This is a genomic window from Paraburkholderia sp. GAS33, from assembly GCF_050436645.1.
GTDB lineage: Bacteria > Pseudomonadota > Gammaproteobacteria > Burkholderiales > Burkholderiaceae > Paraburkholderia > Paraburkholderia phenazinium_B.
Genome location: NZ_JBNDMP010000016.1, coordinates 135,646 through 154,589, shown reverse-complemented (window position 1 = coordinate 154,589; position 18,944 = coordinate 135,646). Strand labels below are relative to the sequence as shown.

At 63.2% G+C, this 18,944-nt stretch carries 17 protein-coding genes and 2 tRNA genes; 8 read left to right on the top strand and 11 right to left on the bottom strand.

Annotated elements, in window-relative coordinates:
* Positions 1–65 precede the first annotated feature (65 nt).
* From P3T24_RS34255 to fdxA, 5 genes are all read right to left on the bottom strand, one after another.
* The gene (locus tag P3T24_RS34255; RefSeq protein ID WP_074263816.1) at positions 66–893 is read right to left on the bottom strand and encodes a helix-turn-helix transcriptional regulator; all 828 of its coding nucleotides are present in this window, start codon (positions 891–893) and stop codon (positions 66–68) included.
* Between the two features lie 62 nt (positions 894–955).
* Positions 956–1,435: a CreA family protein gene (locus tag P3T24_RS34250; RefSeq protein ID WP_429441193.1), complete on the bottom strand. Its 480-nt coding sequence runs from the start codon at positions 1,433–1,435 to the stop codon at positions 956–958.
* Between the two features lie 209 nt (positions 1,436–1,644).
* Positions 1,645–1,720 (bottom strand) — tRNA-Asn (locus P3T24_RS34245).
* A 59-nt stretch (positions 1,721–1,779) separates the two neighbouring features.
* Positions 1,780–1,855: transfer RNA gene (locus P3T24_RS34240), tRNA-Asn, on the bottom strand.
* Between the two features lie 169 nt (positions 1,856–2,024).
* Positions 2,025–2,348 (bottom strand): ferredoxin FdxA, encoded by a 324-nt coding sequence (gene fdxA / locus P3T24_RS34235; protein ID WP_074263818.1) that lies wholly within the window; start codon positions 2,346–2,348, stop codon positions 2,025–2,027.
* Positions 2,349–2,608: 260 nt separating this feature from the next.
* On the opposite strand from fdxA, the gene pncB reads away from it, so the two are divergent.
* From pncB to P3T24_RS34210, 5 genes are all read left to right on the top strand, one after another.
* Entirely contained in the window at positions 2,609–3,805 is a 1,197-nt protein-coding gene (gene pncB, locus P3T24_RS34230) for a nicotinate phosphoribosyltransferase (RefSeq protein ID WP_074263819.1), read from the top strand.
* A gap of 152 nt (positions 3,806–3,957) precedes the next feature.
* Positions 3,958–4,617, top strand: coding sequence for a LutC/YkgG family protein (locus P3T24_RS34225; RefSeq protein ID WP_429441191.1), 660 nt, complete (start codon positions 3,958–3,960; stop codon positions 4,615–4,617).
* Positions 4,614–6,038, top strand: a complete 1,425-nt coding sequence (locus tag P3T24_RS34220) for a sodium:proton antiporter (RefSeq protein WP_429441189.1) — start codon at positions 4,614–4,616, stop codon at positions 6,036–6,038. Before P3T24_RS34225 ends, P3T24_RS34220 begins: the two co-directional genes overlap by 4 nt.
* A gap of 75 nt (positions 6,039–6,113) precedes the next feature.
* Entirely contained in the window at positions 6,114–7,103 is a 990-nt protein-coding gene (locus P3T24_RS34215; protein ID WP_429441188.1) for a 2-hydroxyacid dehydrogenase, read from the top strand.
* Positions 7,103–8,581, top strand: a complete 1,479-nt coding sequence (locus P3T24_RS34210) for a DNA recombination protein RmuC (RefSeq protein ID WP_429441234.1) — start codon at positions 7,103–7,105, stop codon at positions 8,579–8,581. The genes P3T24_RS34215 and P3T24_RS34210 overlap by 1 nt, the downstream gene beginning before the upstream one ends.
* A 13-nt stretch (positions 8,582–8,594) precedes the next feature.
* On the opposite strand, the gene P3T24_RS34205 is transcribed toward P3T24_RS34210, so the two are convergent.
* The 6 genes from P3T24_RS34205 to P3T24_RS34180 all read right to left on the bottom strand — a co-directional run bounded on the left by P3T24_RS34205 (position 8,595) and on the right by P3T24_RS34180 (position 16,144).
* A complete protein-coding gene (locus P3T24_RS34205; RefSeq protein ID WP_429441186.1) occupies positions 8,595–9,095 on the bottom strand; it encodes an N-acetyltransferase family protein in 501 nt (166 codons plus the stop codon).
* On the bottom strand, positions 9,095–9,370 hold the full coding sequence (locus tag P3T24_RS34200) for a hypothetical protein (protein ID WP_074263824.1): 276 nt from the start codon (positions 9,368–9,370) through the stop codon (positions 9,095–9,097). Before P3T24_RS34200 ends, P3T24_RS34205 begins: the two co-directional genes overlap by 1 nt.
* Positions 9,371–9,432: 62 nt before the next feature.
* Positions 9,433–10,740 carry a molybdopterin molybdotransferase MoeA gene (moeA, locus tag P3T24_RS34195; protein WP_429441185.1) on the bottom strand — a complete coding sequence of 436 codons (1,308 nt, stop codon included), beginning with the start codon at positions 10,738–10,740 and terminating at the stop codon, positions 9,433–9,435.
* A 104-nt stretch (positions 10,741–10,844) separates the two neighbouring features.
* Positions 10,845–11,399: a molybdenum cofactor guanylyltransferase MobA gene (mobA, locus tag P3T24_RS34190; protein ID WP_429441231.1), complete on the bottom strand. Its 555-nt coding sequence runs from the start codon at positions 11,397–11,399 to the stop codon at positions 10,845–10,847.
* Between the two features lie 79 nt (positions 11,400–11,478).
* Complete coding sequence (gene moaA, locus P3T24_RS34185; RefSeq protein WP_429441183.1) at positions 11,479–12,588, bottom strand: GTP 3',8-cyclase MoaA; 1,110 nt, start codon at positions 12,586–12,588, stop codon at positions 11,479–11,481.
* A 151-nt stretch (positions 12,589–12,739) separates the two neighbouring features.
* The gene (locus P3T24_RS34180; protein ID WP_429441180.1) at positions 12,740–16,144 is read right to left on the bottom strand and encodes an Rne/Rng family ribonuclease; all 3,405 of its coding nucleotides are present in this window, start codon (positions 16,142–16,144) and stop codon (positions 12,740–12,742) included.
* Positions 16,145–16,875: 731 nt separating this feature from the next.
* Here P3T24_RS34180 and P3T24_RS34175 point away from each other — a divergent pair.
* Genes P3T24_RS34175 through P3T24_RS34165 form a run of 3 tightly spaced genes read left to right on the top strand, consistent with a single transcriptional unit; the run spans position 16,876 to position 18,942 of the window.
* Positions 16,876–17,901 carry an RluA family pseudouridine synthase gene (locus P3T24_RS34175; protein ID WP_429441228.1) on the top strand — a complete coding sequence of 342 codons (1,026 nt, stop codon included), beginning with the start codon at positions 16,876–16,878 and terminating at the stop codon, positions 17,899–17,901.
* Positions 17,894–18,553 (top strand): HAD-IIIA family hydrolase, encoded by a 660-nt coding sequence (locus P3T24_RS34170; protein WP_429288155.1) that lies wholly within the window; start codon positions 17,894–17,896, stop codon positions 18,551–18,553. The genes P3T24_RS34175 and P3T24_RS34170 overlap by 8 nt, the downstream gene beginning before the upstream one ends.
* Positions 18,550–18,942: a Rieske (2Fe-2S) protein gene (locus tag P3T24_RS34165; protein WP_429441178.1), complete on the top strand. Its 393-nt coding sequence runs from the start codon at positions 18,550–18,552 to the stop codon at positions 18,940–18,942. Before P3T24_RS34170 ends, P3T24_RS34165 begins: the two co-directional genes overlap by 4 nt.
* Positions 18,943–18,944: the final 2 nt, after the last annotated feature.

Genomic DNA, 18,944 nt, shown 5'->3' with positions numbered 1-18,944 from the left:
CTTGTACGTTCTTGCTATGGTGGTTTGCTGCGGTGCTGTGACCGCTGCTTCCGCTTGCCTTGCGCTTAGCTAGCCTGCCAGCGCCCGGGCGGCACCCCAAACACGCGCCGGAAATGCCGGGTGAAGTGGCTCTGATCGGTGAACCCGCTGGCCGCGGCTACCTCGGTGACAGAGACTCCCGCGCGCAGCGGCGCCAGTGCGCGTTGCAGCCGAACCTGGTTGCGCCACGCGTGCGGCGGCAGGCCGGTGCTCTGGGCGAACAGACGCGCAGCGTGGAACGGCGACAGGCCGACGGCGCTTGCCAGTTCGCCTAGCTGGAGTGGCGTGGCGAGATCGCCGGTAAGGCGCTCTTTCATGGTCGCGACGCGGGTGTCATCGACGGCGAGCCGTGCTGGCTTTGTCTGCCCGCCGGAGTAGCGCACGAGCAGCATCGACAGGGCGTCGAGCATCGCGGCTTCGGCTGCGAGCGGATCGGCTTGCGCTTCGAGCAGACGGTGAGCGCGTGCGAGCCGTTGCGCGACTTCCACATCGCGGATCACGCCGGGTTCGAACCATGGCAATGGCTGGGGCTGACCGGCGACGTCGTCCGCGAGTTGCTGGATGAAATCCACCGGCGCGTACAGCACGCGGTAGCGCCAGCCTTCCTCCATCGCCCGCGCGCCCGTGTGCAGTTCACCGGGGTTGATGATCGGCACGCTGCCCGCCTCGGCGACGTAGTCCGCGCCCAGATACCGGTAGCATTCGGCGCCGGCGACGATCACCGGGATGGTGTACGCGTCGTGCCAGTGCGGCGAAAACTCGTGATCGTGGTATTCAGCCGTGAGCAGATCCGCGCCAGGCAAAAGCGGCGTACGCCAGTAGCGGGCGGAATCGCGGAAACGGGTCACGGTCATGATGGAAATCCGGCTCGGCCTGCCAGTTTAGCGCGAGCAGGCTGTCACCGTACAAGCAGCTTTCACTTGAGCGGAATCGTAGTGCCGGCTGGCACTGCCACCGCGCTGACGCTGTTCTTCGCGCTGCCGCTGGCGACGCGATCGCTGTAGGTCAGATACACCAGCGAGTTGCGCTTCGCATCGACGATCCGCACCACGTGCAGCGTCTTGAAGATCAGCGACATGCTCACCGAAAACACATCGGACTGCTGCTTGACAGGACCGGTGAACTTGATGGCGCCCACCTGGCGACAGGCGATCGATGCTTCGGTCGGATCTTCCGCAATGCCGAGCGTGCCCTTGATGCCGCCGGTACGGGCTCGCGACACATAGCAGGTGATGCCTTGCACGATCGGGTCATCGTAGGCTTCGACCACCACCCGGTCAGAGCCGGTCACGTGGAAATTGGTGTTGACGCTGCCCACTTCCTCGCTGTGCGCGAGAGGGGTGAGCAGAGCCGTGACAGCGAAGGCGAGCGTAACGCGCAACAAGGGTGATTTCATTGGGATACCGGAGTGATCGGGAATGATGGCAAAGCGAAAGCACCATCGTATAACGGCAACCGTGACGCGGGTGGATGCGTCTGGAAACTGCGGAAGGAGAGCGGAATGGGATGAACGCGAAGAGCGCAACGTTTATTGGGTGGCCAGTATTACCGCGACGCGCGCCGCCCAAAAACAAAAGGCCCGCAAATGCGGGCCTTCGAATCTTTTGGCTCCTCGACCTGGGCTCGAACCAGGGACCTACGGATTAACAGTCCGGCGCTCTACCGACTGAGCTATCGAGGAACAGCAGTACAACCTTTACATAAAAAAGCCCGTTTTGGTTAACGGGCCTTTGCAAATCTTGGCTCCCCGACCTGGGCTCGAACCAGGGACCTACGGATTAACAGTCCGGCGCTCTACCGACTGAGCTATCGGGGAACAACAAAAGCAGAGAAGCGAAATTGTAGGAGGTGCTCCGGAACCTGTCAAGACCCTTGGCCCATCTCGATTTCGTTCGAACAGGCGCGGCCGGGGAGGGTGATACAGGGACCGGGGCGCAGCAGCCGGGTGCGACCTTGAGGCCGTGAGCCGCCGCGCGTAGGGCTGCTTAGCGAGCGAGCAAAGTCAGCTTTTCCTTCACGTCCTTGAATTCGTCGGCCTCCGGCAGCGGGGCCTTCGTCTTCGTGATGCTCGGCCAGCCCTTGGCGAGATCGGCATTCAGCGCGATGAAGTCCTGCTGGTCGCCCGGGACGTCTTCTTCGGCGTAGATGGCGTTCACCGGACATTCGGCGACGCACACAGCACAGTCGATGCACTCATCGGGGTCGATCGCGAGGAAGTTGGGACCTTCGCGAAAGCAGTCCACCGGGCACACATCGACGCAGTCGGTATAGCGGCACTTGATGCAGCTTTCGGTCACAACGTGAGTCATTCAGGCAGCTCCTGCATGCGGTATCGGGGAGGCGAAACGCCAAAAGCGCTATTGTATCGTAACGTCAAGAGGCATATGCAGCACGGGCTCACCCGGTTTATACGTTTTCGTGATTAGTTTATGGCACTGCGTAAGGCTGCCTGCGCCATATGCCCGCGCGCATTCGGGTAACATGCGTCAGGTCGGCGCGCCGGGGCGTGCCGCAGGCGCATGGGCCCAGTCGGGCCTTCCGTTCTTCCTGCAGTCCGGTACGCACCATCATGATTATTACTTCGCTGCTCGATACTGACCTGTACAAGTTCACGATGATGCAGGTGGTTTTGCATCATTTCCCTGCCGCGAGCGTGGAATACCGCTTCCGCTGCAGGACGCCGAACGTCGACCTCGTGCCTTATATCGAGGAAATCCGCGGCGAAGTGCGCAAACTGTGCGAATTGCGTTTTACCGACGACGAGCTCGACTACCTGCGTCGCATGCGCTTCATCAAGGGCGATTTCATCGAGTTCCTCGCGCTCTTCCATCTGAACGACAAGTACATTTCGATTACCCCTTCGCCGAAGGGCAATGGCGAGATCGACATCGAGATCAAGGGTCCATGGCTGCATACGATCCTGTTCGAGATTCCGGTGCTGGCGATCGTCAATGAGGTCTACTTTCGCAACACGCAGCGGGAGCCGGCCTACGGCGAAGGCCGTGAGCGTCTCTCCGAAAAGATCAAGCTGCTCGGCGCACGCCCGGAATTCGCGGACTGCAAGATCGCCGACTACGGCACGCGCCGCCGCTTCTCGAAGCGCTGGCACGAAGAGGTGATCCTGACGCTGAAAGACGATCTGGGCGAGCAGTTCACCGGCACCAGCAACGTTTTCTACGCCATGAAGCATGGCCTCACGCCGCTCGGCACGATGGCCCACGAATACCTTCAGGCCTGCCAGGCGCTCGGCCCGCGGCTGCGCGATTCGCAGATCTACGGCTTCGAGATGTGGGCGAAGGAGTACCGCGGCGACCTGGGCATCGCGCTGTCCGACGTGTACGGCATGGAAGCGTTCCTGCGCGATTTCGACATGTACTTCTGCAAGCTGTTCGACGGCGCGCGTCACGATTCAGGCGATCCGTTCGAGTGGGGCGAGCGGCTTCTGAAGCACTACGAGGCGAATCGCTGCGATTCGCGCACGAAGATTCTCGTGTTCTCGGATGCGCTCGATATTCCGAAGGTCCTGCAACTGTATGAACGCTTCCGCGGACGCTGCAAGCTCGCGTTCGGCGTCGGCACCAACCTGACCAATGACCTCGGCTATAACCCGCTTCAGATCGTCATCAAGATGGTTCGCTGCAACGGTCAGCCGGTTGCCAAACTGTCCGATTCGCCGGGCAAGAATATGTGCGACGACAAGGCGTACCTCGCTTATCTGCGCCAGGTTTTCGGCATCAAACAGCCGGACGAGGAGGTCTCGCCGTAACGGCGGTGACTTTCTGTGCGGGCGCCTGGTGCGCGCCCGCTTAGGCCATCTGGACGAGTGTCCGCGAGTGAGGTGGCCGGTATAATTCTCGCGATACCTGCCTGCCGCACGGCTATCGAAAGAAACGAGACACTCGCGAGGATTTGGCCCACATGGATACATCGATTGCCCGCCGCAACATCCTGGCGCGCATCCGCGCAGCCCAGGGCCGCGAAGCAGCGCCGGCCGAATCCGAGCGCGAAGCCGCTGCCGACTATCTCGCTCGACATCCGCAAGGTCCGCGGCCAGCTATGCCGAACGATCTGGTCGCGCGTTTTATCGAAGAGGCGCAGAAGCTGTCCACCACCGTTGAGAGCGTTGACGCCTTGAGCGATGTGCCGGCTGCGGTGCTTCGCTATCTCACGCAGCACGGCTTGCCGCTGCAGGCCATTGCCTGGCAAACGCTGCAAGACTTCAACTGGACCGAAGCAGGTCTCAGCATCGAATTTCGCAAACCGGAAGATGGCGATGTAGTCGGCATCACCGGCTGCTTCTGCGCAACAGCGGAGACCGGTACGCTGGTGCTATTGTCGGGACCCGAAACCTATGCGTCCGCCGGTCTGCTTCCCGAAACGCACATCGCGATCGTGCCGGCCTCGCGCATCGTCGCCGGTCATGAAGACGCCTTCAACCTGATTCGCTCCGAACGGGGCGAACTGCCGCGCGCCGTCAACTTCGTATCGGGGCCGTCGCGTACCGGCGATATCGAGCAGACCATCGTGCTCGGGGCACACGGGCCGTATCGGGTGCATGCGATCGTCGTGCGTACATGAAGCGACATGCTGTGTGGACGAGCATCGTGCTCGCCGCCGTAATGGCGCTTGGGCCGCAAATCGCGTCGGCCGCGACGCTCGATGGCGCAACCCTGTCGGCATGGTGGGGCGCGCCATTTGCCGGTGTGCTGCTGTCGATTGCCGTGTTCCCGCTCATCGCGCCGACTTTCTGGCATCACCATTTCGGCAAGATCGCGGCAGGCTGGGCCATCCTGTTTCTGGTGCCGTTTGGTGTGATGTTCGGTGCCGGCGTAGCGCTCGGCTCGTTCGTTCACGCCATGCTCGAAGAGTACGTGCCGTTCATCGTGCTGTTGACTGCGCTCTATACGGTGGCGGGCGGCATCTGCGTGCGCGGGAATCTGCACGGCTCGCCACGCATGAATACGGCGATCATCGCGCTCGGTACGGCACTCGCCAGCATCATGGGCACGACCGGCGCGGCAATGCTGCTGATCCGGCCACTGCTGCGTGCCAACGATAATCGCAAGCACGTCGTGCATGTGGTGGTGTTCTTCATCTTCCTCGTCGCTAACGCGGGCGGCTCGCTGTCACCGCTCGGCGACCCGCCGCTGTTTCTCGGTTTTCTCAACGGCGTGGGCTTTTTCTGGACCACCGTGCATCTGGCTTTGCCGATGCTGTTCGTGTGTGGCGTCCTGCTCGTGATCTTCTACGCGCTCGATTCGTACTTTTACCATCGTCGTGAAGAAGAGCGTTCGCCGTTTCTCGATCCCACGCCCGATACGCCACCGCTCGGTATCGACGGCAAGATCAATTTCGTGCTGCTTGGCGTGGTCATTGCGCTCGTGCTGATGAGTGGCCTGTGGAAGCCGGGTATCGAGTTCGACGTTTTTGGCACTCACGTCGCGCTGCAAAACGCGCTGCGCGATGTGGCGCTGATCGGCGTCACGCTGCTCTCGCTGGCGGTGACGCCGCGCGCGGCGCGCGAGGGCAATGCCTTCAACTGGGCGCCGATCGAAGAGGTCGCGAAACTGTTCGCCGGCATCTTCGTGACGATCGCGCCGGTCATCACGATTCTGCGCGCGGGCGACGCAGGCGCGTTCGCGGGTATCGTGCATCTGGTCAACGACGCATCGGGCCAGCCGCGCGACGCGATGTACTTCTGGGCGACGGGTTTGCTGTCGTCGTTTCTTGACAACGCGCCTACCTATCTGGTGTTCTTCAACCTGGCCGGCGGCGACGCGCAAACGCTGATGACGAAGGGCGCCACCACGCTGGCCGCGATTTCGGCCGGCGCGGTATTCATGGGCGCGAACAGCTATATCGGCAATGCGCCGAACTTCATGGTGAAGGCGATTGCGGAGTCGCGCGGCGTGCGTATGCCGAGCTTTTTTGCTTACCTGGGCTGGTCCGTCGTTATTCTGGTGCCGTTGTTTCTCGTGACGGGCTGGCTGTTCTTTTAGCTTTTTAGAGCCATTGATGACGGTTGACTGCAGCACGGCCGCAGACGGTCCCGCTGCGCTATTCGGAGAATTGCAATGCAGAAGATCCTGGTTGCCCGTCCGATTTTTCCGGACGTGATCGAGCGCCTCAAACAGTATTTCGAGGTGGACTGGAACAACGGCGAAGTCTTGCCTGCCGACGAACTGACGCAGCGGCTTGCCGATAAGGACGGCGCGCTGACGGCCGGCGACCCGATCGACGCAGCCGTGCTGACGGTAGCACCGCGGCTGCGAGTGGTGTCGAATATGGCAGTCGGTTACAACAACTTCGATATGGCCGCGTTCAACGCGGCGAACGTACTCGGCACCAATACGCCGGACGTCCTGAACGAGTCCACTGCCGATTTCGGCTGGGCGCTGATGATGGCGACGGCACGCCGGATCGCCGAGTCCGAGCACTGGCTGCGCGCCGGAAAGTGGCAGAAGTGGGCGTACGACGGCTTTCTCGGTACCGACCTGTACGGTTCGACGCTCGGTGTGATCGGCATGGGCCGCATTGGCCAGGCACTGGCGCGTCGCGCCCGCGGCTTCAACATGCAGGTGATCTATCACAACCGTTCGCGGGTCGCGCCTGCTATCGAAGCCGAGCTGAATGCGGAGTATGTGTCGAAGGCAGACCTGTTGCGGCGGGCCGATCACGTCGTCCTAGTGCTGCCCTATACGAAGGAAAACCATCACACGATCGGCGCAGCGGAGCTCGCGCAGATGAAGCCGACCGCGACGCTGACCAACATCGCGCGCGGAGGCATCGTCGACGACGCCGCGCTCGCCGAGGCGCTGCGTGCGAAGCAGATCGCAGCGGCCGGTCTCGATGTCTACGAAGGCGAGCCGAATCTAAACCCGGCGCTGTTGACCGTGCCGAATGTCGTGCTGACGCCGCATATCGCAAGCGCGACTGAAGCGACCCGGCGCGCCATGGCCAATCTCGCGGCCGACAACCTGATTGCCGGGTTGGGCGAAGGTCCGAATGCAGGGCATCCGCCGAGCGCGATCAATCCGGATGTGATCGGCAAGGCGCGTTCATGATGACGTTGTTGTTGCCCGCGGCGGTCGTGGTATTGGCCGTCGCTTTGGTGATCGCCTTGCTCGTATTGATGCGTGGTGGCCGTCAGAGTGATCTGCAGGCGCAGCTCGACCAGTTAGGCGATCATATTGGCTCGGCGGCGCAAGAGCAGTCGCGCGCGTCCGAGCGGATCGAGCGCGAGTTGCGCAGCGAGATCAAGGAGACCGCCCGCGTCTTGCGAACCGAACTGAACGGCGGCTTCTCGCAGTTTCAGCAGACGCTTGCCGCGCAGTTCACCAGCATGACGACGCTGCAGAACGGCAAGATCGACGGCTTCGCGCAGCAACTCGTCAGACTCACCGAAACCAACGCGCAGCAACTCGAAGCGGTCCGGCTGAGCTTGCAGCAGCAGGCCCAGCAGGCGCGCGACGAGCAGGGTGCCACGCTTAAGCGTTTCGGTGAGACGCTGACATTGCAGCTCGGGCAACTGACGGAATCGAACGATCGCCGTTTTGCCGAAATCCGCACGACGATCGAACAACGTCTGAAGGACATCGAGACAAACAACGCGACCAAGCTCGAAGAGATGCGCCGCACGGTCGACGAGAAGCTGCACGCCACGCTCGAGCAGCGTCTGGGCGAATCGTTCAAGCAGGTCTCGGACCGGCTCGAGCAGGTGCATCGCGGGCTGGGGGAAATGCAGACGCTCGCCGCGGGCGTTGGCGATCTGAAGAAGGTGCTGACCAACGTCAAGACGCGCGGCACATGGGGCGAAGTGCAGCTCGAGGCGCTGCTCGAACAACTGCTGACCGCGGATCAATACGCGAAGAACGTCGCAACGGTGCCGAAAAGCGCCGACCGGGTCGAATTCGCGATCAGGTTGCCGGGCCGGCAAGACCCGGAAGGTGTAGCGGTGCCGGTATGGCTGCCGATAGATGCGAAATTCCCGCGCGAGGACTACGAGCGGTTGATCGAAGCTCAGGAGCGAGCCGACCCGGTGGCGGTCGAAGAAGCGTCGCGGGCGCTGGAAGGGCGTATTCGTGCCGAGGCCCGCGCGATCTCTGAGAAGTATGTCGCGCCGCCGCACACCACCGATTTCGCCTTGCTGTTCCTGCCGACCGAAGGGCTCTACGCGGAAGTCCTGCGCCGGCCCGGTCTCACCGACACGTTGCAGCGTGACTACCGGGTGACGATAGCCGGACCGACCACGCTCACCGCGTTGCTCAACAGTCTGCAGATGGGCTTCCGCACGCTGGCCATCGAGAAGCGCTCGAGCGAAGTCTGGCAGGTGCTCGGCGCGGTGAAGACGGAATTCGGCAAGTTCGGCGACGTGCTGGCGAAGACGAAGTCGCAGCTCGAAACGGTGACGCGTTCGATCGAAGCTGCGGAAACGCGTACACGCATGATGAACCGCAAGCTGCGCGACGTCGAAGCGTTACCAGGAGAGCAGGCGAGCGGCTTATTGGGAGATGCGCTGCTTGGGGCAGATGCGGAGGAATAAGGCGGATCCGGCTTTATCCAGCCTTTGCCGCCTTTACTCCGGCCAATTCCTCAAGGGCATCACCCGTGATGCGCACGACGCGCCAATCCGGCAACACGGTCGCGCCCATCTTCTCGTAGAAACTGATGGCCGGCTGATTCCAGTCGAGCACCGTCCACTCGAACCGGCCGCATTGCCGTTCGACGGCCAATGCCGCCAGTTCGCGCAGCATCCGCGTGCCCAGCCCAGTGCCCCGCTGCGACGGCTGCACATACAGGTCTTCCAGGTAGAGTCCACGCCGGCCGAGGAAGGTCGAGAAATTATGGAAGAACAGCGCATATGCGACGATGCGGCCGTCTTCTTCCTGCGCGACCATGGCTTCGGCCGAGGGCCGCGCGCCGAACAACGCGTCATGCACGCCTGCTTCGGTGGCGACGAACAGATGGGTGAGCTTTTCGAACTCAGCCAGTTCGAACATCAACGAAAAAATGGCGCCCACGTCGGCGCTCGTCGCGGCACGAATGGTGGCGGCCATTAAGCTTCCTCTTGAACGTCGCTCAACTGGATTTCGATGCCGCCAAACCGCGACGCGACCCAGTTATACGCATGGCAGGCGATCCACAACAGCACGAAACCAAGAATCGCGTTCAGCAGCAGCGCGCTGAACACGGTGCTCAGCTCGACCGAACCGTAGCGGATAAACGCAACCAGTACCCCAAGCAGCACGATAGGCACACTGAAGGTCAGATACACCAGGATCAGCGCCTTGGCGGTCTGTCCCGGCGCGATGAACGAGATCTGTTTTCTCATGTAAGTCAAACCCGTTGGTCGTTGTGAGGGTAAGGGTTGAGGGTCAGCGGCAGCCGGGCGTGTCAGATCAGCCCGTCGAACAGCATGATATCGACGCTTTCGCCAGCCGTGATGTCAGAGCGTTCGTGCTCGAGCACGATAAAGCAATTGGCTTCGCTCATGGAACTGAGGACCCCCGAGCTTTGCGAGGGAGTCGGCGTGACCTGCCATTGGCCGCGCGCATCGCGCGTCGCTACGCCGCGCTGGAATTCGGTGCGGCCTGCACGCTTGCGGATGAGCTCGCGACTCGTGGCTTGCAGAAGCGCCGCCGGTTGTGGCGTGGCGCCGGACATGACCACCAATGCTTCGCGCACGATCTGATAGAACGTCACCATCACGGCGACCGGATTGCCCGGCAGGCCGAAGAATAACGCGGGCAGGCCGAGGCCGGGTCGTTCGCCTGACCAGACGCGGCCGAACGCAAGCGGGCGCCCTGGACGCATGGCGAGACTCCAGAACGCGACGTCCCCGAAGGTCTGCAATAACTGCTGGGTGAAGTCCGCCTCGCCGACGGAGACGCCACCCGAGGTCAGGACCACGTCGGCGCTGGCTGCGGCGCTGCGTAGCGCGGCCTCGAGCGCGGCGGGCTCATCCCGTACGACACCGAGGTCGAGCGGGTCGATGTTCATCCGCCGCAGCATGGCAAACAGCGTGTGACGATTGCTGTCGTAGACGCAGCCGGGATCGAGCGGCTCGCCGAGCGAGCGCAGTTCGTCGCCGGTAGAAAAGAATGCGACCCGCAGACGCCTGCGCACCGGCACTTCGGCGATACCAAGCGAAGCGATCAGCCCGAGGTCCGACGGGCGCAAGATCCGGCCGGCTCGCAGCGCTACGCTGCCGCGCGGCAGGTCTTCGCCGGCGAGGCGCCGGTTGGCGCCGCCGCGCACAGCGCTGGCGGCAAAGCGGATCGTCTCGCCGCTGCGTGTGACGAGTTCTTGCGGCACGACCGTATCGCAATCCGCCGGCATCGAGGCGCCCGTCATGACCCGCACGCACTCCGTTACCGCAACCGCGCCGCCAAACGGGTGGCCAGCCAGCGCCTTGCCGGCGAGCGTCAGTTCAACGCTGTTCGCCTCGCTGTTTGCCCGACCGGCGAGCACGGCGCTGCGGAAGGCGTAGCCGTCCATTGCCGAGTTGTCGTGCGCGGGTACGTCGCTGGGCGACACGATGTCTGCGGCCAGCACGCGGTCGAGCGCATCGTGCAGCGGCACGTGTTCGACTGCAGTGACGGGTGTGGCCCACTGCCGCACGATCGCCTGCGCGGCCGTGACCGGCAGCGCCTGAGGATCGTACTGCGCGACGCAGCTGGAAAATTCGTTAAGCGTGGTCATGAATGGAGAGGCGTCGCGGCCGGATGCGGTCGGCTGGATTGGGTGAGCGCCGTGCGTCCGGAGCAGAACATCGGCTGCAACCTCGTTGACGTCTGAACGACGTCTCAATGGCGTTCAAGGTCGGCCAGTTCTTGTAAAGAGTTGATATTGTAAAACGCGCGCTCATCCGGAAAGGCGACTTCCACCGTCTTGTGGCGCGCGTACCACGCGCGGACCTTACGTTCACCCGCTTGCAGAAAGGCGGAGAGGTCATCGGCCAGACTGGTGCGCAACAGCGCGAAGACAGGGTGAATCGAGGTCTCGCCGTGCGTGTCGACGGTGGTGACGGTGGCGATATCGGCTTGTTGTGCATCGAGGGCATCCGCGAGCCGCGCGGCGAGATCGGCCGGCAGTCCGGGTGAGTCGCATGGCGCGCTGACCACGAACGGGGTTCGAGCGGCGCGTAGGCCGGCTAGCAGACCCGCCAGCGGGCCGGGGAAGTCCGCTACGCTGTCTGCTACGACGCTCGCGCCAAATGGCGAGCCGAGCGCGGCATAGACCTCGGGATGACGATTGGCGCTGATGAGTAACGATCCAGTCTGCGGCGCGAGTCGCTTCATGACGTGCAAAGCGAGCGCTTCGCCGTGCAGCAGTTGCAACCCTTTGTCGACACCGCCCATACGCGTGCCGCGACCGCCGGCGAGAACGAGGCCGGTGAGATTGGCTGGCAGGGGATTGAGTGCGGCAGGCAAGACGGCCTCAGCCGCCGATGTACGACATTTCGACGCGGCGCTCGTCCAGCGATTGCGATACCGCAGCGCTGCTGCCGCGCAGTTCGGAATAGCGATCGCCGCGGGCCTGCCAGATATGTGCGACCGCGGAGGCGATCTGTGCGTCGCTCGAGCCATTGCGCACCAGCGCACGCAGGTCGTGTCCCCCTGACGCAAACAGGCACAGGTACAGCTTGCCTTCCGTGGAGAGCCGGGCGCGTGTACAGGTGCCGCAGAACGCCCGGGTGACGCTCGAAATCACGCCGATCTCGCCGCTGCCGTCGGTGTAGCCCCAGCGCTGCGCAGTCTCGGCGGCGCTGTGCGCTTCGAGCGGCACCAGCGGGAAGTATTCGCCGATCCTTTCCACGACCTCGGCCGACGGCAGCACTTCAGCCATGTTCCAGCCGTTCGAGGTGCCCACGTCCATGTACTCGATAAAGCGCAGCACGCAGCCCGAGCCTTTGAAGTGGCGTGCCATCGGCACGATTTCGCCATCGTTGGTGCCGCGCTTGACCACCATGTTGACCTTGACCGGCGCAAGGCCCACCGCCTGGGCGGTGGCGATGCCTTCCAGCACGTCGTCCACAGCGAAGTCCGCATCGTTCATGCGACGAAACAGCGTGTCGTCGAGCGCGTCCAGGCTGACCGTGACGCGCGTCAGTCCGGCGTCTTTCAGGCTGCGCGCCTTGCGGGCGAGCAGCGAACCGTTAGTGGTAAGCGTGAGATCGAGCGGCCGGCCTTCCGGCGTGGTGAGTTGCGCGAGCCGTTCGATCAGGTATTCCAGGTTTTTGCGCAGCAGCGGCTCACCGCCCGTCAAGCGGATCTTTTCTACGCCATGTGCGACGAAAAGCCGCGCCAGGCGTTCGATTTCCTCGAAGCTCAGTAGCGCGCTGTGCGGCAGGAAGCTGTAGTCCTTGTCGAACACCGCGCGCGGCATGCAGTAGACGCAGCGGAAGTTGCACCGATCCGTCACCGAGATGCGCAGATCCCGCAGCGGGCGCGACAAGGTATCGCGCAGCACGCCGCTAGGCGTCTGCACGGGACCGGTGATGACCGGGACCGCGCTGACGTCGGCAACAGGGATGATGCGTCGGGACATGGATCGCTTCAATTGGGGTGCAGACTTCCATTTTAGCGGAACGCCCGTCCACCCACATGGAACGAATACCCGCATTCAGGCAAACAAAAAGCCCGCCGGTGAGGGCGGGCTTTCTGGACAGCAGGGCGTTGACAGCGCCCGGTGTAACGGCTTACTGCGGGTGCTTCGCCGTTTCGACCTGCTGCATCGGCGCATTGTCGACCGGCGGCAGCGGCTTGCGCTCGCGCGGCACGCGGGCTGGCTTCGCAACTTGCGCAGCGGCTTCCTGCGCGGCACGCAGCTTGGTGGCGTCGGTGTTGACCCACACCAGGCCGGCGCTTTCCAGTACCGGCTGCAGGGCTTCCGGCGACAGACCGTTGTTGCGCGGCACAACTGGCGCTACAGCAGCGACCGGTGCCGGTTCGACAGCCTGCGCAGGCTCAACCGCAGGTTGCGGTGCTGCCGGTGCGGCTACTTCTTCGGGCGCGGCAGCTTGCGGCGCTGCTTCGACCACTGGCTGCTGTGCTTCCACCGGTGCAGCAACCACGACCGCCGGAGCGACCGAGGTTGCCGGCGTCGCTTCCACGACCGGAGCCTGAACGGCGGCCGGCTCGGCAGCGAACGTCTCTGCAGCAGCGGGCTCAACCGCTGCCGGTGCCTGTACTGGCGCTTCGACCGCCGGCGCTTCGTGAACCGGTGCCTGGAACACAGGCGCCGCAGGTGCTGCGCTCGTCGTTTCGACGGCAGCGCTTGCGGTTTCATGTGCGGCTTCGGTTGCGACCGGCGCAACAGGTGCCACGGGCGCGGCCGGTGCCGATACAACCGGCGCCGGTTCAGCGTGCGTGACTACCGGCGCTTCGGGCACGGCTGCTTCTGCGACCGGCACGAAAGCTTCGGTCTTGGCAGCCTGTTCGGCGGCCAGAACCGGCGTTTCGGTTGCGGCATGCAGTTCGGTGACGACCGCCGTTTCCGTTGCGACCGCAGCAACGACCACTTCGACCGGCGCGCTTGCCGGCGCTTCGTGACGGGGCTGCTGAGCCGGCGCCTCGACTGTTGCGCTAGCCGTTTCGCCTTCCGTTTCCGCACTTTCGACAGACTCGGCACCGTCGGCGTTGACGTTACCGTTCACGCCTTCTTCTTCACGCTCACGACGGCCGCCACGACGACCGCGACGGCGACGACGACGCTCTTCGCCTTCACGGGCCACGGCTTCCTGATCGACGGGAGCGCCGCCTTCAAGGTTGCCGGCCTGGTTTTGCGTCAGCAGATCGGTCTGGTTTTCGTCCTGGCTCAGCGCTTCGGCGCCTTCCGGTTGCTGCTTGCGACGCTCGCCGCGTTCCGGACGATCACCGCGATCGCGACGTTCGCCGCGTTCCTGGCGTTCGCCACGCTCGGCGCGCGGTGCGCTTTCCACGGTTTCGCCACGGTCCGCGCGTTCCTGACCGCGCTCGCCGCGGTTGTCACGCCCTTCGCGCTCGCCACGCGGCTCGCGACTTTCGCGCGGCTCACGGTTGCCACGCGGCTCCCGTGTTTCGCGCGGCTCGCGACCCTCACGCGGTTCGCGCGACTCGCGTGCTTCACGTGGCTCACGACCCTCGCGGGCTTCACGTCCTTCGCGACCTTCGCGTTCGTCACGACGCTGCGACGGCTGGCCTTGACGGCCGCCAACCGCAGCACCTTCGCCACGCGCCGCGCCATCACGGCCGCTCGCGCCGCCACGGCGATTATTGCGACGATCGCCGCCGCGCTCGCCCGTGCGCTCACCGCGCTCCGGACGATCGCCGCGTGCCGGACGCGCCGTCTGCTCGACGGGTGCCGGTGCGACCGGTGCGGGCGCCGCCGGCGCCGCGCCGAACAGCTTCTTCAGCCAGCCAATGAAACCGCCACCAGCCGGCGTCACTGCCACAGGGGCAGGCGTAGCGGCAGCAACCGGGCGAACCGGGGCGCTAGGCGCCGGCTTTTCAGGCGTGATGCCCTTGACCGCGGCTTCCTGCTTCGGCTTCACTTCCTCGGCACGCTTGCTGTAACCGGTTTCCGATTCCAGCTCGCGGGCCGCTTCTTCGGCCATCTTCCACGAAGCACGCGGTTCGTCAAGGCGTGCATCGTCGTGACGCAGGCGCTCGAGCTTGTAGTGCGGCGTGTCGAGGTGCTTGTTCGGGATCAGGACGACATTGACCTTGAAACGCGACTCGATCTTGTTGATTTCGGCGCGCTTCTCGTTCAACAGGAAGGCGGTCACTTCGACCGGCACCTGGCAGTGGATTGCCGCGGTGTTTTCCTTCATCGCTTCTTCCTGAATGATCCGCAGCACTTGCAGTGCGGAAGATTCGGTATCGCGGATGTGGCCCGTGCCGTTACAGCGCGGGCAGGTCACGTGGCTGCCTTCCGAGAGGGCCGGACGCAGACGTTGACGCGACAGTTCCATCAGGCCGAAGCGCGAAATCTTGCCCATCTGGACACGTGCACGGTCGTGCTTGAGCGCGTCTTTCAGGCGTTGTTCGACTTCGCGTTGGCTCTTGGCCGACTCCATGTCGATGAAGTCGATCACGATCAGGCCGCCCAGGTCGCGCAGGCGCAACTGGCGGGCCACTTCGTCGGCGGCTTCGAGGTTGGTGCGTGCAGCCGTTTCCTCGATGTCGGCGCCCTTGGTGGCGCGCGCCGAGTTCACGTCGATGGCCACCAGCGCTTCGGTGTGGTCGATCACGATCGCACCGCCCGAAGGCAGCGGCACCGTGCGCGAATACGCCGTTTCGATCTGATGTTCGATCTGGAAGCGCGAGAAAAGCGGCACGTCGTCGTGATACCGCTTCACCTTGCTGACATTATCCGGCATCACGATATCCATGAAGGCGCGGGCCTGGTCATGGATTTCGGTGGTGTCGATGAGGATTTCGCCAATATCCGGCTGGAAATAGTCGCGAATCGCGCGGATCACCAGGCTCGATTCGAGATAAATCAGCATCGGCTGACCGGTCGAACCGCTTTGCGACGCGGCTTCGATGGCGCGCCACAGTTGCATCAGGTAGTTCAGGTCCCACTGCAGTTCTTCGGCGGAGCGGCCAATACCAGCCGTACGCGCGATGATGCTCATGCCTTCCGGCAGTTGCAGCTGCGCCATGGTTTCGCGCAGTTCCTGACGGTCGTCACCTTCGATCCGGCGCGACACGCCACCGCCGCGCGGATTGTTCGGCATCAGGACCAGATAACGGCCTGCCAGCGAAATAAAGGTGGTGAGAGCAGCGCCCTTGTTGCCGCGTTCTTCCTTTTCGACCTGGACGATCAGTTCCTGACCTTCCTTCAGGGCGTCCTGGATACGGGCCGAACGCATGTCGACGCCGTCGCGGAAATACTGGCGGGCGACTTCCTTGAACGGCAGAAAACCGTGACGGTCTTCGCCGTAGTTGACGAAACAGGCTTCGAGCGACGGCTCGATGCGAGTGATGATGCCCTTGTAAATATTGCCTTTGCGCTGTTCGCGACCGGCGGTTTCGATGTCGATATCGATGAGTTTTTGCCCATCGACGATGGCTACGCGCAGTTCTTCCTGCTGCGTTGCATTAAACAACATTCGTTTCATTGAACGACTCCAGAGCGGCTTAGCCTGCGCCCACGCCTCGCGTTTATTGGACGCAAAGGACGTTCGAGGCAGCGGCATGCCGCGCTTTATTGTGTTTTCACAAGCACGCTGGAGCGGGAAAAATGGCGGGGAGAATTGCCTGAGAGGGCCCGGTCCATACAGAAGGACGCGGTGCCGCAGGGCACATGCGAACACGGCTTCAAATAACGGCCTGACACGCCGCGGGTACTGCCGGCTGACCTATACACACCTTCGTCCACTCGCGCCGGTGCGCCAACTGGGCGCGTGACCGGAGGGTCGAAGGCTGCGGCCGAGCCGCAGCGGGAAGTTCGCGCAATAGGCGCGTCTTTTCTCGCCGGGGGTGTCTCGCCTCATTTTGACGTCGCCATGTCTTGTACTTTCTACAAGACGCCTTGGGCGCACGCCGTATTTTCGCAACCGGAAGCCTCGTCCTGCAGGGCGTCAAACCGCCGATACCCGAGGCTCGCAGTTAAATTCTTTTTTACCAAAATTCCGTTACCGCGGAGCCGACCGTGACCGAACGCGCCTGTGGGCGCCGTCCCTGCCGGGTGCTGACTCCGTGCGTACAACTTGTTGCATCTCGTTATGCGGGTGAGCAACCAGACCCGGGCGCAAGTAAAATGACTGTTTATCGCTTGCACCTGCGCAGACTGCCGGAATACCGGACAATGCGCCGGCCGCCGCAGACTGCTGGGCAAATTATATTCAGAATGAAAGAGTTAGGCAAAATATCCCAGAAATCGGTCGCAAGTGACCAGGTCTCGATGATCGAGATCGACGATGGCGCGGCCGGACAGCGCATCGACAACTTCCTGTTACGCGTCTGTAAAGGCGTGCCTAAAAGCCATATTTATCGCATCCTGCGTAGCGGGGAAGTGCGTGTAAATAAGGGCCGGGTCGATGCGCAGTACCGTCTCGAACACGGCGATCTGGTGCGCGTGCCGCCGATCCGCATCGCTCAAGGGACCGAAGCGAGCGCTCACAATCCGGTTCCGGTCGCCCATTTCGAAATTCTTTTTGAAGATGACCACATGCTGGTCATCGATAAACCGGCCGGCGTCGCCGTCCATGGTGGCAGCGGGGTGGCGTTCGGGGTAATCGAGCAGATGCGCGAGGCGCGTCCGCAGGCAGAATTTTTGGAACTGGTGCACCGGCTGGACCGCGAAACCTCCGGTGTCCTGATGCTGGCGAAAAAGCGCGCGGCACTTGTTAACCTGCACGAGCAGATTCGTGAGAACCGCATGGACAAGCGCTACTTTGCGTGCGTTCATGGCGAGTGGGCGGGCGACTGGGGCCGCCGCCGGGCGGTCAAGGAGCCGCTGCACAAGTACCTGACGGCGGATGGCGAACGCCGCGTGCGGGTCCAGGCCGACGGGCTGGCGTCGCACACCGTGTTCAATCTGGTGAATCGCTGGCCGGACTACGCGCTTCTCGAAGCGGAACTGAAGACGGGTCGCACGCATCAGATCCGGGTTCACCTCGCGCACCTGGAGTTGCCGATCGTCGGCGACGTCAAATATGGCGATTTCGCACTAAATAAAGAGCTGGCGCGCACCCATGCGCGTCCTGGACTGAAGCGGATGTTTCTGCACGCGTACCGGCTCAAGCTGGCACACCCGGCTACCGGCGAGGTGCTGCAGTTCGAGGCGCCGCTGCCGGCAGAATGCCGGCGGTTCATCGATCAGCTCAATGAAATCAATAACGGGGCAACCCCGGAGACGAATACGCATGGCTAGAGAGCAATTTGATCTGATCGTCTTCGATTGGGACGGCACCTTGATGGATTCGACCGTGCATATCACGCGCAGTATCCAGTCGGCGTGTCGCGATCTCGGCTTGCCGGTGCCGGCTGATGAGGCGGCGAGCTACGTGATTGGCCTCGGGCTGCGCGACGCGCTGCAGATCGCCGCGCCGACGCTCGACCCGTCCGAGTATCCGCGTCTGGCCGAGCGCTACCGTTTCCACTATCTGGTCAAAGATCAGACCACGGAGCTTTTTGCTGGAGTGCGCGAAATGCTGCAGGAGTTGCGCGATCAGGGTTATCTGCTTGGTGTCGCCACCGGTAAGAGCCGTGTGGGCCTGAACCGGGCGCTCGACCAGTCGCGCCTCACCAGCCTGTTCGACGGTACCCGCTGTGCCGACGAGACTTTCTCGAAGCCTCATCCGGCAATGCTGCATGAGTTGACCCGTGAACTGGGTCAGGATGTGGCACGCACGGTGATGGTCGGCGATACGACCCATGACCTGCAAATGGCGATCAACGCCGGCGTGGCAGGTATCGCCGTGACCTACGGCGCCCATCCGGAAGCCTCGCTGGCTGCGCTCGAGCCGAAGTTCGTGGCGTCGAGCGTCAGCGCGCTGTCCGGCTGGTTGCGCGAGAACGCATGAGCATGCCTGCCATCGAACCCGTGCGGATCTGCGCTTCCGACGAACTGGTCGAGGGGGGCACAGGGCTGCGCCGCCAGGCGAAATATGTCGACGGGGATGCGGTTGTCTTTTTTGTCCGCTATGGTGGCGAGGTTTTTGGTTATCTGAACCGCTGTGCGCACGTGCCGATGGAGCTCGACTGGGCTGAGGGTCAGTTCTTCGAATCATCGGGTTTATACTTGATGTGCGCCACGCACGGCGCAATTTACGCGCCGGATACAGGTAAGTGTGTCGGCGGTCCGTGCCGTGGCGGCAGGCTGCGTCCCGTTCAGGTAGACGAACGGGATACACCGGATGGCCGCGCGGTATTCTGGCTGCCGGACGACGACCTGCGTCCGGTCACCCCCTGACT

Excerpts from the sequence above, each read along its gene's own strand:
- P3T24_RS34255 (WP_074263816.1), bottom strand. The coding sequence starts at position 893 with ATGACCGTGACCCGTTTCCGCGATTCCGCCCGCTACTGGCGTACGCCG.
- P3T24_RS34250 (WP_429441193.1), bottom strand. The coding sequence starts at position 1,435 with ATGAAATCACCCTTGTTGCGCGTTACGCTCGCCTTCGCTGTCACGGCT.
- fdxA (WP_074263818.1), bottom strand. The coding sequence starts at position 2,348 with ATGACTCACGTTGTGACCGAAAGCTGCATCAAGTGCCGCTATACCGAC.
- pncB (WP_074263819.1), top strand. The coding sequence starts at position 2,609 with ATGATTATTACTTCGCTGCTCGATACTGACCTGTACAAGTTCACGATG.
- P3T24_RS34225 (WP_429441191.1), top strand. The coding sequence starts at position 3,958 with ATGGATACATCGATTGCCCGCCGCAACATCCTGGCGCGCATCCGCGCA.
- P3T24_RS34220 (WP_429441189.1), top strand. The coding sequence starts at position 4,614 with ATGAAGCGACATGCTGTGTGGACGAGCATCGTGCTCGCCGCCGTAATG.
- P3T24_RS34215 (WP_429441188.1), top strand. The coding sequence starts at position 6,114 with ATGCAGAAGATCCTGGTTGCCCGTCCGATTTTTCCGGACGTGATCGAG.
- P3T24_RS34210 (WP_429441234.1), top strand. The coding sequence starts at position 7,103 with ATGACGTTGTTGTTGCCCGCGGCGGTCGTGGTATTGGCCGTCGCTTTG.
- P3T24_RS34205 (WP_429441186.1), bottom strand. The coding sequence starts at position 9,095 with ATGGCCGCCACCATTCGTGCCGCGACGAGCGCCGACGTGGGCGCCATT.
- P3T24_RS34200 (WP_074263824.1), bottom strand. The coding sequence starts at position 9,370 with ATGAGAAAACAGATCTCGTTCATCGCGCCGGGACAGACCGCCAAGGCG.
- moeA (WP_429441185.1), bottom strand. The coding sequence starts at position 10,740 with ATGACCACGCTTAACGAATTTTCCAGCTGCGTCGCGCAGTACGATCCT.
- mobA (WP_429441231.1), bottom strand. The coding sequence starts at position 11,399 with ATGGGCGGTGTCGACAAAGGGTTGCAACTGCTGCACGGCGAAGCGCTC.
- moaA (WP_429441183.1), bottom strand. The coding sequence starts at position 12,588 with ATGTCCCGACGCATCATCCCTGTTGCCGACGTCAGCGCGGTCCCGGTC.
- P3T24_RS34180 (WP_429441180.1), bottom strand. The coding sequence starts at position 16,144 with ATGAAACGAATGTTGTTTAATGCAACGCAGCAGGAAGAACTGCGCGTA.
- P3T24_RS34175 (WP_429441228.1), top strand. The coding sequence starts at position 16,876 with ATGAAAGAGTTAGGCAAAATATCCCAGAAATCGGTCGCAAGTGACCAG.
- P3T24_RS34170 (WP_429288155.1), top strand. The coding sequence starts at position 17,894 with ATGGCTAGAGAGCAATTTGATCTGATCGTCTTCGATTGGGACGGCACC.
- P3T24_RS34165 (WP_429441178.1), top strand. The coding sequence starts at position 18,550 with ATGAGCATGCCTGCCATCGAACCCGTGCGGATCTGCGCTTCCGACGAA.